Genomic DNA, 11,503 nt, shown 5'->3' with positions numbered 1-11,503 from the left:
CGGCCGGGATTCGGCTGCTTATTTCGCGTCTGCAGAGAGATAATCCTTTTGCAGGTGCAGCGCAATAAAAATACGCCAGAAACCTCAATTGCGAACATATATAACGCAGGGGAGATTTTTGTGCCGCAAGGATTTTAATCCGTTAGAAGGGGGTGAACTGGAGGGCGCACATGGGAATTCTGGCTGATTTTACTCTGTCGATGCTTGGTCTAGCCGTCGCAATCACGGTATTTGCTGGCGTGGTGAAAGGCGTGGTGGGATTTGGGCTGCCACTGATCATGATCTCGGGGCTTGCGACCTTTTTGCCGGCTGAGGTCGCCTTGGCTGCTTTGATTCTGCCAACCGCCAGCACCAACATTCGGCAAGCGCTTCGGCAGGGCGCGCGCCCCGCGTGGGAGGTTGTGCGGAAATATCACATCTATCTTCTGGCGCTGTTCGTGACGTTGGTCTTCAGCGCGCAACTGGTTCTGTTTATGCCGCAGCGGCTGCTGTTTATCCTGATCGGGGTCCCTGTCGTGCTGTTCTGCCTTATGCAGTTACGGGGCTGGGTGCCGACCCTTCGCCCAGAGAACCGGGTGCGGGATGAAAGCGTCATCGCGTCCATCTCGGGGCTTGTTGGTGGGATTTCGGGGGTGTGGGGGCCGCCGCTTGTGGCTTATCTGACCGCGACGAATACTCCGAAGACCGAACAGATGCTGGCGCAGGGCGTTGTCTATGGGTTCGGCGCGATGGTGCTGGTGGGGGCGCATATGCAGTCGGGTGTCTTTAATGCCCATACGGCGCCCTTATCCGCAGCCATGTTGATTCCGGCCTTTCTGGGGATGGCGCTGGGCTATCGCCTGCACGATCGGATGCCGCAGAAGACCTTTAAGCGCGCAACCCTGATCGTGTTGACGGTGGCCGGGCTGAACCTGATCCGGCGCGGGCTGATGGGTTAAGCGATCAGCGCGGGCCAGAGCTTGGCATTTTCACGTCGGAAGGCGTCGATATGCCCAACCTTCTTCAAGCCAAACTGTTGTGGCGTAAGCGCAAGATGTTCGGTGTCGGCTCCGGGATAAAGCTCGGTCATTCGCGCGACGGCAATCGGTGGGACGGATGTGTCATCTGACAGCGATACCGTACGTATAGGGCATGAAAATGCGGCCATTGGGGCTGCGGGAACGCATGGATCTTTGGCCGGATATCCCCGTGTGGTGCACCAGCGCTTCCATTGTTTGAAGACAGGGCCGGGGATGTCGCTGCCAAGGCCAGAGACCTGTCTTGGCACATAGCCGAAGGTTGCTGCCGAAAGTGGCCCGACCACAAACCATAAAGCGCGCACCGTGGCCTGAAAGGGCCAAGGATGGTCCGTGGTGTGTACCGGGCCCGTGCACACAGTGATCACCCGCGCGATATCCTTGGTGCGTTGTTGGCGTGCCAGCATGAGCCCGCCCAATGAGTGCCCCATGAGCCAAAGCGGCAAACCCTCTGCGCGTGCTTCAAGCCAATCTCGTGCTGTTTGGGTGTCACGTAGTCCCCAATCCAGCATCGACGCTGTCACATCCCGAACCGGCCCGCGCGATGAGGCTCCGAAATCGCTGTAGTCATATGTCAGACACGAGACGTTCTGTGTCTCGGCCAGCCACGCAGCAAAATGGCGATAGAAGCGGTGGGGGACACCTGTCGCTCCGTTCAGAACCGCAACCGCGCGCGGGGCGTCGGCGGCGAAGAACGTGCCGGTCAGCGGCGCAGGGCCATCTATGGTGACAGTCTGGGTCATACGTGCATGCAAGCGCAAAGCTTACGTTCGCGTAAAGCGTGACTTTGCGTTAGGTCACGGAGCGTCAACCCAAAAGAAAACGCCCCGGCGCTGGACCGGGGCGTTTGTCTGAGTCTGTTGTGCGGCTTAGCCGATGGCGACGGCCTTCACGTCGTCATCAATGTCGCCTTCGTACTGAACGAAGTTGTCCGAGAACATCTTCACCAGCTTTGCAGCCTGCGCATCATAAGCCGCAGCGTCCTGCCATGTGCGGCGCGGATCCAGAAGCAGGTCGGCAACGCCTTCTACTTTAACCGGAACCTCGAAGCCAAAGTTTTCATCCTTGCGGAACTTGGCTTCGGCCAGCGATCCGTCCAGAGCGGCGGTCAGCAGGGCGCGGGTGGCGCGGATCGGCATACGCGAGCCAGTGCCGTAAGCACCACCGGTCCAGCCGGTGTTCACCAGCCAGCAGGTTGCGCCGTGCTTTGCGATCTTGTCACGCAGCAGCGCGCCATACTCGGCCGGACGGCGCGGCATGAAGGGCGCACCAAAGCAGGTCGAGAAGGTCGGCTCGGGCTCGGTCACACCTTTTTCGGTGCCCGCCACTTTCGAGGTGAAGCCCGACAGGAAGTGATACATGGCCTGCGCCGGCGTCAGACGCGCGATCGGAGGCAGAACACCGAACGCATCACAGGTCAGCATGATGATGTTCTTGGGGTGACCACCGATGGCGGTGTCCGAAGCGTTGGCGATGTAGTGCAGCGGATAGGCGCAACGCATGTTGGCCGTCAGGCTGTCATCTTCAAAGTCCAGCTCTTTGGTCTCTTCGTCATAGACCATGTTCTCGATTACAGTCGCGAACTTCTGGGTCGTGGCGTAGATTTCCGGCTCGGCTTCGGCCGACAGGTTGATCGTCTTGGCATAGCAGCCACCTTCGAAGTTGAAGGTGCCGGTGTCCGACCAGCCGTGCTCGTCATCACCGATCAGCGTGCGCTCGGGGTCTGCCGACAGGGTGGTTTTGCCAGTGCCCGACAGGCCGAAGAAGATGGCGGTGTCGACCGGGTTGCCCTTGGCGTGGTTTGCCGAGCAGTGCATCGGCATGATGCCTTTTTCGGGCAGCATGTAGTTCAGAAGCGAGAAGACCGACTTCTTGTTCTCGCCCGCGTACTCGGTGCCGCCGATCAGGATCAGCTTGCGGTCGAAGTTTAGTGCAATCACTGTTTCCGAACGACAGCCGTGACGCTGGGCGTCAGCGTTGAAGGTCGGGCAGTTGATGATGGTGAATTCGGGTTCGAACTCGTCCAGCTCGTCGCGGTCGGGGCGGCGCAGCAGGTGACGGATGAACAGGTTGTGCCAAGCAAGTTCGGACACCACGCGCACATCCAGACGGTGTGCCGGGTCGGCGCCGCCATACAGATCCTGAACGTAATAGTCGTTACCCTTCATGTGCTCCAGCATGTCCTCGTACAGGACGTCGAATTTGGCCGGATCCATCGGCGGGTTGTTTTCCCACCAGATGTGCGGCTCGACGCTGGGTGTCTTGACGACGAATTTATCCTTGGGAGAACGGCCCGTGTGCTTGCCGGTCTCGACCAGGAAGGTCCCGCCTTGTCCAAGCTTGCCCTCGCCGCGGCCCAGTGCGGCTTCGACTAGAGCTGGCTCCATCAGGTTGTAATAGACATTGCCCAGCCCGGTGATGCCTTGATCTTCCAAGCGGCGTGCTGGGTTTACCCGTCCAGTGGTCATTTATTTGCTCCTGTCGCCGGTCCGTCTGTAAGTCCCCGGCGTATCTGTTTCACATGAGAGCGCAGGGAAAACACCTGCACGCCAACCCTCATGTGAACGAGGGCCGGTGACCGGCCTATAGCACGACTGCTTTCTGATGGAACAGCACGCATTGTCGCGTTAGCGCAAGCAAGCCTGTGTTTGCGCAATCAAAAAGTTTCGTATGCGAAATAATCGCCGGATACATTCACGTTGATTTCCGGGCGGCGACGTAAGAAAGCTGCGCTCCTCGGTGTCGAATCGCAATTCTCAGTTGATTCGGCACTAGGAACGCGAGAATATGTTAAGAAGAGTTCATGAATGAACGTGGCTCGAGCAGTGCGAGGAAACCCAATGTCCAGGATTGCCTTGGTCGATGACGACAGAAACATTCTGACTTCAGTATCCATTACGCTTGAAGCAGAAGGGTTCGAAGTAGAGACATATAATGACGGCCAAAGCGCGCTTGACGCTTTTGCGAAACGCTTGCCGGACCTTGCGGTCTTTGACATCAAGATGCCGCGCATGGACGGGATGGATCTGCTGCAACGGGTGCGCCAGAAAACCTCTACCCTGCCAGTGATTTTTCTGACCTCGAAAGACGATGAAATTGACGAAGTGCTTGGCCTGCGCATGGGCGCGGATGATTATGTCACTAAGCCCTTCAGCCAGCGCCTGCTGGTCGAACGCATCCGCGCGCTGCTGCGCCGGCAAGAGGTGATCGCCAGCGATGACGCCGGCGAGGTCCAAGACGGTCGCGTGATGGAGCGTGGCGAGCTGCGTATGGACCCGCTGCGCCATGCTGTGACGTGGAAAGGTCGGGATGTGTCCCTGACGGTCACCGAATTCCTGTTGCTACAAGCCCTGGCACAACGCCCCGGTTTCGTGAAAAGCCGCGACCAGCTGATGGATGTGGCCTATGACGATCAGGTCTACGTGGATGACCGGACCATCGACAGCCACATCAAACGACTTCGCAAGAAAATGCGCACGGCCGATCCAGACTTCTCGGCCATCGAAACGCTTTACGGCATCGGATACCGTTACAACGAAGAATGACCCGCATGCTTTTTGCATCTGGCCGGAAGCAAAAGCGCGACAAGGCCCAAAGCACCCCACCTGAAGGTGACGTCGAACTGAGTGAAGACTGGATGTCGTCTCAGGAAGACTATGACGACATTTTCCCGGACACCAAAGCTGATCGTCGGCTGATTTCAATCAACCGCTCACCGTTGGCGCGCAAGATCATCACCTTTAACCTTCTGGGCTTGGTGATCCTTGTGGCGGGTGTTCTGTACCTGAACCCGTTTCGGGACAGCCTTCTGTTCCAGCGCGAACGCGGACTGGTGGTCGAAGCCGAGCTGATCGCCGATGTGTTTGAGGCCCAGCTTTCGCAAGGCGAAGAAGCCGCACGTATCGTCGAGGAAACCCTTTCTGAAGCGACGGACAGTGTCACCGGGGATGTTGAGGTCGAACAAGAGACGATCGACACGCTGGAAACCGATCTGGCCGAATCCGCGCCGTCCGATTTCGCAAAGACTTTGTCGAACCTGCACTTGCCTGTCGGGCTTGAGGTGTTCGTTTTTGATGATGCCGAGAACCTTGTGGCGACATCCGTTGGGCGGGACCGGGGCGAACCCACGCCGGTCGATGGGCTGCAACGCGACATCGGTTCGACGGTGATTACCGACCTGTTGAACTCGATTTGGGAGGCCACGTCGGGCTTTGCGGACACCCAACGTGGGTTGGAGCAGCCTTTGGATACGGAAAGCATGGCGCGCAGCCTGTATTTCCGCGCCATGCTGGGGGCCACGCAGGTCGCGAACGGCGTAGACAAGAACAGTGGCACTGTCTTTTCCGTGGCAACGCCGATCTTACTGGATGGCGCGCCCAAAGGGGTGGTTGCGATTACCAGCGCAGCGGGTGAGCTTGATCTGCTTGTCCGCGCCGAACGTGAGCAGCTTCTGCAGATGTTCGTGATCGCCATTCTGGTGTCGATCGGCCTAAGCCTTGTACTGGCCTCGACCATCGCGAACCCCTTGTCCGATCTGGCGACCGCTGCCGAGCTGAGCGGTGAGAATGACCCGCGGAACGTCAAAACCCGTCGCGTTCGCATTCCTGACATGACCGGCCGCCCAGACGAAATCGGGCGCCTGTCCGGTGCGCTGCGCGGCATGGTCACAGCGCTCTACGATCGCATTGATGCCAACGAGCAGTTCGCTGCTGACGTGGCCCATGAGATCAAGAACCCGCTCGCCAGTTTGCGGTCGGCCGTGGGCACATTGCGTCTGGCCAATAAGGACGAGCAGCGCGAGCGGCTTTTGGATGTGATCGAACATGACACGCGGCGCTTGGACCGACTGGTCAGCGATATCTCGAACGCCTCGCGTCTGGACAGCGAGCTGGTCCGCGAGGACGAGGAAGAGTTCGATCTGCTGCGGATGCTGCGCAGCCTGTCGGACTATCTGGGCGGCGAGGCGCAGAACAAGGGCGTCGATTTCATCACCGATCTGCCCAAGAACCCGATCATGATCAGCGGGCTGGAAGCACGTCTGGCGCAGGTCTTCGTGAACCTGATCACCAACGCGCTCAGCTTCTGTGAAAGTGGAGATGCCATCCGCGTCTGGACCCGCCGCCGCGAAAACCGGGTGCTGGTGGTGGTCGAGGACACGGGCCCCGGCATTCCCGATCAGGCGCTGGGCAAGATCTTTGATCGTTTCTATTCCGAACGTCCGCAGAACCAGTTCGGCAACAACTCGGGTCTGGGGCTGGCGATCTCGAAACAGATAGTCGAGGCACATGGCGGGGTGATCTGGGCCGAGAATATCCGGCCCACCGATGCGGATCTGACCTCGGACCCCCTGGGCGCGCGCTTTGTGGTCGGACTGCCGGTATGAGCGACACACCCGTCACCGACCGCTATCATGCGACAACGGTGGCTGTTGGGGATGCGGCGGTGATGATTACCGGCCCGTCAGGATCGGGAAAATCCGCGCTGGCGTTGGAACTGATCGGGCTGGGCGCGCAGCTTGTGGCCGACGACCTAAGCCAGATTGTGCTGCAGGACGGGGCGCCTTTCGTGATTGCGCCGCCCGCGTTGCCCGGTATCATTGAAGCGCGCGGCGTCGGTCTGATCAACGTACCGCATTGCGCCAAGGCCCAGTTGCGGCTGGTGGTCGATATGGGGCAGATCGAAATGTCGCGTCTGCCGGCCTCACCTACGATCACAGAAGTTAACGGTTGCGCGATTGAATGCCTGTTCCGCGTCGATGCACCTTATTTCGCAATAGCAGTCTTCAACATGTTGCGTCACGGACGCCATGCCGTTGCAGAATAGATTGGTCGGACTTTGGTCCGGGTCTGAATTGCGTTATATGCCTCGCACGAGCGGCGGGACGCCTGTTCTAAAGGATTGGCAATGACGGATAGTAAAACGAAAACTGGACAAAAGATTGTGCTGGTCACTGGCCCGTCCGGGGCTGGGCGCACCACTGCAATTCGCGTGTTAGAAGACATCGGATACGAGGTCATCGACAACCTTCCGCTGTCGCTGATTGACCGTGTCCTGTCTGGCCCCGCGCTGACCCAGCCCTTGGCGCTGGGCGTGGATGTGCGCAACCGCGACTTTTCGACCGAGATGCTGCTGCAGGTGATCGAAGACCTGCGCGAGGATGATGGTTTCGAGGTCGAGGTCCTGTATATGGATTGCTCGCAGGATGTGCTGGTGCGACGGTATTCGGAAACCCGCCGCCGCCACCCCCTTGCCCCCGATGAAGCACCCGAGCTGGGCATCACCCGCGAGATTGAATTGCTGGTTCCGATCCGGGGCCGTGCGGATGTGTTGATCGATACCTCCGACCTGTCGCCACACGATCTGAAAGACGAAATCATGCGCTGGCTATCGGTGTCGGGCGCGGAAGAGCTGGCGGTGTCGGTCCACTCGTTTTCATATAAACGCGGGGTGCCGCAGGGATTGGACATGGTGTTCGACGCCCGTTTCCTGCGCAACCCCCATTGGGAGCCCGCCCTGCGCGCGTTGGATGGGCGTAGCAGCGAGGTCGCGGACTATGTCGCGCAAGACCCGCGCTTTGATCAGTTCTTTCAGCAGGTGCAAAATCTGGTTGAGTTTTTGATCCCGGCCTTCGGGGAAGAAGGTAAAGCGCACCTTTCGATTGGGTTTGGCTGTACAGGCGGCCAACATCGGTCGGTTGCCTTGGCGGAAAACTTGGCAAAGTCGCTTGCAACCAAGGGATGGCAGGTGTCAATTAGGCATCGGGAAATGGAACGCCGCGCCGGGACAGCTGCGGCATCAACATCGAGGATTTAGCGTGATCGGTATCGTGATCGTCGCGCATGGCGGGCTTGCAAACGAATATCTGGCGGCAGTCGAACACGTGGTCGGCAAGCAGCCGGGTATGCGTGCTATTTCGACGGCCGCTGAATGTGATCGGGATGACAAACGGGCCGAGATTGCGGCCGCTGCCAACAGCGTCGATCAGGGCGATGGCGTTGTGATTGTCGTGGACATGTTCGGTGGATCTCCGGCCAATCTGTCACTTCCCGCCTGTTGTAAATCCGACCGTAAGATCCTGTACGGCGCGAACCTTCCCATGTTGCTCAAGCTGGCAAAAACCCGCCATCTGTCGGTCGAAGCTTCAACACAAAAAGCACTGGCCGCGGGTCGAAAGTATATTGACTGCATTGACGTGAGCGAGGATTGACACGCCATGAGTACGAACCGAGAGCTTGAGATTATCAATGTGAAGGGTCTGCATGCGCGGGCCTCGGCAAAGTTTGTCGACACGGTCGAGAACCACGACGCCCGTGCGCGCGTGTCTAAGGATGGACTGGACGCGGACGGAGATTCGATCATGGGTTTGTTGATGCTGGCGGCCTCGCAGGGAACAAGCATTCAAGTCGAAACATCTGGACCACAAGCGGTCGAGCTGATGAACGCGTTGGAAGCGCTGGTCGCCGACAAGTTCGGCGAAGGCATGTAAGCTCTGACACAGGGCAAAGGTGAACGAACGTGACGCATGACGCGGAAACTCCTATGGCGCAGGCCAATTCGACGGCTCCGGTCCCGCAGCAGTATGACCGGCGCACCCTGACCTATTCCAATTCGTTCAATAATCCTGTGCAGGGATTGATCATTCGTGTGATGGAGTGGATGACCGGGAAGCTGTCTATCCTGCGCATGGTGCGCAAGTTGGAACGCCGCGGCGCGCCCAAGGGGCAGGCCTTTTGGGGGGCGTGTCTGGATGTGATGGGTGTGCAGGTGAAGACTCCGGACGACCAGCTTGCCAATATCCCCGCCGAGGGCCCCGTGGTGGTCGTCGCCAACCACCCGCACGGCCTGACGGATGGCATGGTCTTGGCCGAGATGATTGGCCGTCGTCGTGACGATTATCGTATCCTGTCACGCTCAGTATTGGATGGGCTGGACGAGGTCGCATCGTCCTACATGATCCCGGTGCCTTTCCCGCACGATCCCGAAGCGCAGAAGAAGATGGTCGAGATGCGCGCCGAGGCGATGACGTTTTTGAAGCAAGGCGGGCTAATCACGCTGTTTCCGTCAGGTGTCGTGGCGTCGTCCGATACTTTGATGGGACCGGCCATCGAACGGGAATGGAACGTGTTCACCGCGCAGATGATCCGCCGTTCCGGCGCCCGCGTTGTTCCTATCTTTTTTCCCGGTGCGAACACGCGTTGGTACCAAATCGCCAACCGCCTGTCGGCCACCATGCGTCAGGGTCTTTTGCTGCACGAGATTGTCAAAAGCTGTAATCGCCAGATATCGCCTGTCGTTGGCGAGGTTCTGAACGACGAAGAGATGGAGAAGCTGCAATCCGACCCGCGCGGGTTCATGGCGTGGCTTCGCGCACACACCCTGGCGTTGTCTAGCAAGTGACATGAAAAAGGCCCCAGCGGGGCCTTTTGTCTTTCGGGGGCTTAGCGCGTGGGAACCGGTGTTTCCCCACGATAGTCGTAAAAGCCGCGCCCGGCTTTGCGTCCAACCCATCCGGCCTCGACATATTTCACCAGAAGCGGGCAGGGGCGGTATTTGGTGTCCGCCAGCCCGTCATGCAATACGTTCATGATCGCCAGACAGGTGTCCAGGCCGATGAAGTCGCCCAGCTCAAGCGGGCCCATCGGGTGGTTCGCACCCAGTTTCATCGACGCATCAATGGACGAGACAGATCCGACGCCTTCATACAGCGCATAGCAGGCTTCATTGATCATCGGGATCAGAATGCGGTTTACGATAAAGGCAGGGTAATCCTCGGCGCTGGCGGCGGTTTTGCCCAGCTTTTCAACCACGGCCAGACAGGCTTTATAGGTGGGTTCGTCCGTGGCAATGCCGCGGATCAGCTCAACCAGTTTCATCAAAGGCACCGGGTTCATGAAGTGGAACCCCATGAAACGCTCGGGGCGGTCAGTGCCACTGGCAAGACGGGTGATCGAAATCGACGAGGTGTTCGAGGTCAAAATGGTGTCAGGCGACAGATGCGGCAACAACGTGTCGAAGATCTGTTTCTTAAGCGCTTCGTTCTCGGTGGCCGCTTCGATCACAAGATCGGTCGGGCCTAGATCGGGCAGCTTCAACGTGGTGCTGATCCGCCCCATCGCATCTGACATCTCTTGCGCCGAGATCAAATCGCGCGAGACTTGGCGATCCATGTTCTTGGTGATGCGAGCAACGGCGGCATCCAGACTGTCTTGGCTAATGTCGTTCAGGCGAACTTCGTATCCGGCAAGGGCCAGAACATGTGCAATGCCGTTACCCATTTGCCCGGCGCCAATTACGCCAACTGTCTCGATGCTCATATATATTTCCTTCTGGTCACGCCGCACAGGCGGGAACCCGCGTTGCGTTTGGTTATGCACAGACTATGCGCCGCGCGGTTGCAGGCGCAAGGGTTAAGCGGGCCTGAAGGAAACATCGCGCATTTTAAGATTAGCAATTTAACAAGGCTTCGGTCCGAAACTGCTTCCTGGGTGAATATGAAGGAGTGGGTAGCGTGGCCTATGATATCCTTGGGAAAGGGACGTTGGACTATTTTCCGTGTCGATATAAGATGTCGAAATTGCTGTTTCGGGGACCAAAACGCGACCTAAGCGGGCCTTATGTGGCGGTTCTGGGGGGGACTGAAACCTATGGTCGGTTCATGGCGCATCCCTATCCCGAACTGTTAGAGGCTCAGCTGGGGCGTACGGTGGTGAATTTCGGCTGCCCGAATGCGGGACTGGACGTGTTCTTGCACGATCCGGCGCTGCTGAAGATGTGTAACAACGCCACGGACATCGTGATCCAACTGCCCGGTGCGCCCAATCTGTGCAATCGGTTCTATGCGGTCCACCCGCGCCGCAACGACCGGTTCCTGCGGGCCTCGAGCATGTTGAAGTACCTTTATCCCGAACTGGACTTCACCGATTACCACTTCACAGGACATTTGCTGGGGGCGATGCAATCGGCCTGTGCGCAGCGGTTTGAGGTGGTGCGAAACGAGCTAAAACAGGTGTGGGTTGGGCGGCTGAAGGGATTGTTGGCGCGGCTGGATAAACGTGTGACGCTGGTTTGGATGGCGGACCACGTGATCGGGCGCGTGGCAGATGATGCGCTTGGATCAGACCCGCTGTTTGTGGATCGGGCGATGATCGAAAATGTCCGCCCCTTCGTGCGGGATTTGGTCAAGGTCGTGCCGACGCAGGACGAGATCGCGACCGGGCAGCAGGGGCTTGTCCATTCCGAGATGGACGCCGCCGCCGCCCAAATGATGCTGGGTACGCTGGCGCATAAGCGGGCAGCCAATAAACTTATGGAAAGCTTGTCGGCGCAAAAGCTGTGAAAATAAAAAGGCCCGCCGGAGGGGCGGGCCTTTCGTATCTTATGCGATGTATGATTAGACGGCGTCGGTCAGTGCCGGCACAGCTTCGAAGAGGTCGGCAACCAGACCGAAATCGGCGACCTGGAAGATCGGTGCTTCTTCGTCTTTGTTG

General features: G+C 58.6%; 12 protein-coding genes and 1 pseudogene. 9 read left to right on the top strand and 4 right to left on the bottom strand.

Annotation, left to right across the window (positions count from 1 at the left end; translation table 11 throughout):
• Positions 1-170: 170 nt before the first annotated feature.
• Positions 171-938 (top strand): sulfite exporter TauE/SafE family protein, encoded by a 768-nt coding sequence (locus G0Q00_RS14745; RefSeq protein ID WP_163040726.1) that lies wholly within the window; start codon positions 171-173, stop codon positions 936-938.
• Here G0Q00_RS14745 and G0Q00_RS14740 read toward each other — a convergent pair.
• Both G0Q00_RS14740 and G0Q00_RS14735 read right to left on the bottom strand, forming a co-directional pair.
• A complete protein-coding gene (locus tag G0Q00_RS14740) occupies positions 935-1,759 on the bottom strand; it encodes an alpha/beta fold hydrolase (protein ID WP_163040724.1) in 825 nt (274 codons plus the stop codon). The two genes, G0Q00_RS14745 and G0Q00_RS14740, sit on opposite strands and share 4 nt — an antisense overlap.
• Before the next feature lie 126 nt (positions 1,760-1,885).
• Positions 1,886-3,484 carry a phosphoenolpyruvate carboxykinase gene (locus G0Q00_RS14735; RefSeq protein ID WP_163040722.1) on the bottom strand — a complete coding sequence of 533 codons (1,599 nt, stop codon included), beginning with the start codon at positions 3,482-3,484 and terminating at the stop codon, positions 1,886-1,888.
• Positions 3,485-3,856: 372 nt separating this feature from the next.
• On the opposite strand from G0Q00_RS14735, the gene G0Q00_RS14730 reads away from it, so the two are divergent.
• The 7 genes from G0Q00_RS14730 to G0Q00_RS14700 all read left to right on the top strand — a co-directional run bounded on the left by G0Q00_RS14730 (position 3,857) and on the right by G0Q00_RS14700 (position 9,413).
• Positions 3,857-4,561: a response regulator transcription factor gene (locus G0Q00_RS14730; protein WP_163040720.1), complete on the top strand. Its 705-nt coding sequence runs from the start codon at positions 3,857-3,859 to the stop codon at positions 4,559-4,561.
• 5 nt (positions 4,562-4,566) lie between these two features.
• Positions 4,567-6,399, top strand: coding sequence for a sensor histidine kinase (locus G0Q00_RS14725; RefSeq protein WP_163040900.1), 1,833 nt, complete (start codon positions 4,567-4,569; stop codon positions 6,397-6,399).
• Complete coding sequence (locus tag G0Q00_RS14720) at positions 6,396-6,839, top strand: HPr kinase/phosphorylase (RefSeq protein ID WP_163040718.1); 444 nt, start codon at positions 6,396-6,398, stop codon at positions 6,837-6,839. Before G0Q00_RS14725 ends, G0Q00_RS14720 begins: the two co-directional genes overlap by 4 nt.
• A gap of 81 nt (positions 6,840-6,920) precedes the next feature.
• Positions 6,921-7,829 carry an RNase adapter RapZ gene (gene rapZ / locus G0Q00_RS14715; protein ID WP_163040716.1) on the top strand — a complete coding sequence of 303 codons (909 nt, stop codon included), beginning with the start codon at positions 6,921-6,923 and terminating at the stop codon, positions 7,827-7,829.
• A 1-nt stretch (position 7,830) separates the two neighbouring features.
• Positions 7,831-8,223 (top strand): PTS fructose transporter subunit IIA, encoded by a 393-nt coding sequence (locus G0Q00_RS14710; protein ID WP_163040714.1) that lies wholly within the window; start codon positions 7,831-7,833, stop codon positions 8,221-8,223.
• A 6-nt stretch (positions 8,224-8,229) separates the two neighbouring features.
• The gene (locus G0Q00_RS14705; protein ID WP_108857598.1) at positions 8,230-8,502 is read left to right on the top strand and encodes an HPr family phosphocarrier protein; all 273 of its coding nucleotides are present in this window, start codon (positions 8,230-8,232) and stop codon (positions 8,500-8,502) included.
• Between the two features lie 53 nt (positions 8,503-8,555).
• Complete coding sequence (locus G0Q00_RS14700; RefSeq protein WP_163040898.1) at positions 8,556-9,413, top strand: lysophospholipid acyltransferase family protein; 858 nt, start codon at positions 8,556-8,558, stop codon at positions 9,411-9,413.
• Positions 9,414-9,454: 41 nt separating this feature from the next.
• On the opposite strand, the gene G0Q00_RS14695 is transcribed toward G0Q00_RS14700, so the two are convergent.
• Positions 9,455-10,330 carry a 3-hydroxybutyryl-CoA dehydrogenase gene (locus G0Q00_RS14695; protein WP_163040712.1) on the bottom strand — a complete coding sequence of 292 codons (876 nt, stop codon included), beginning with the start codon at positions 10,328-10,330 and terminating at the stop codon, positions 9,455-9,457.
• A 194-nt stretch (positions 10,331-10,524) separates the two neighbouring features.
• Here G0Q00_RS14695 and G0Q00_RS14690 point away from each other — a divergent pair, with 194 nt between their 5' ends.
• Positions 10,525-11,352, top strand: a complete 828-nt coding sequence (locus tag G0Q00_RS14690) for a DUF6473 family protein (protein ID WP_163040710.1) — start codon at positions 10,525-10,527, stop codon at positions 11,350-11,352.
• Between the two features lie 54 nt (positions 11,353-11,406).
• On the opposite strand, the pseudogene G0Q00_RS14685 reads toward G0Q00_RS14690, so the two are convergent.
• Positions 11,407-11,503 (bottom strand): annotated as a pseudogene (locus G0Q00_RS14685) (electron transfer flavoprotein subunit alpha/FixB family protein); the annotation flags it as partial.

The sequence above is a fragment of the Aliiroseovarius sp. PrR006 genome (assembly GCF_010500215.1).
Lineage (GTDB): Bacteria > Pseudomonadota > Alphaproteobacteria > Rhodobacterales > Rhodobacteraceae > Aliiroseovarius.
This window is presented reverse-complemented; position numbering and strand designations above follow the sequence as displayed.

Bases quoted from the DNA above. Each gene is read 5' to 3' on its own strand.
- G0Q00_RS14745 (WP_163040726.1), top strand. From the start codon at position 171: ATGGGAATTCTGGCTGATTTTACTCTGTCGATGCTTGGTCTAGCCGTC.
- G0Q00_RS14740 (WP_163040724.1), bottom strand. From the start codon at position 1,759: ATGACCCAGACTGTCACCATAGATGGCCCTGCGCCGCTGACCGGCACG.
- G0Q00_RS14735 (WP_163040722.1), bottom strand. From the start codon at position 3,484: ATGACCACTGGACGGGTAAACCCAGCACGCCGCTTGGAAGATCAAGGC.
- G0Q00_RS14730 (WP_163040720.1), top strand. From the start codon at position 3,857: ATGTCCAGGATTGCCTTGGTCGATGACGACAGAAACATTCTGACTTCA.
- G0Q00_RS14725 (WP_163040900.1), top strand. From the start codon at position 4,567: ATGCTTTTTGCATCTGGCCGGAAGCAAAAGCGCGACAAGGCCCAAAGC.
- G0Q00_RS14720 (WP_163040718.1), top strand. From the start codon at position 6,396: ATGAGCGACACACCCGTCACCGACCGCTATCATGCGACAACGGTGGCT.
- rapZ (WP_163040716.1), top strand. From the start codon at position 6,921: ATGACGGATAGTAAAACGAAAACTGGACAAAAGATTGTGCTGGTCACT.
- G0Q00_RS14705 (WP_108857598.1), top strand. From the start codon at position 8,230: ATGAGTACGAACCGAGAGCTTGAGATTATCAATGTGAAGGGTCTGCAT.
- G0Q00_RS14700 (WP_163040898.1), top strand. From the start codon at position 8,556: ATGGCGCAGGCCAATTCGACGGCTCCGGTCCCGCAGCAGTATGACCGG.
- G0Q00_RS14695 (WP_163040712.1), bottom strand. From the start codon at position 10,330: ATGAGCATCGAGACAGTTGGCGTAATTGGCGCCGGGCAAATGGGTAAC.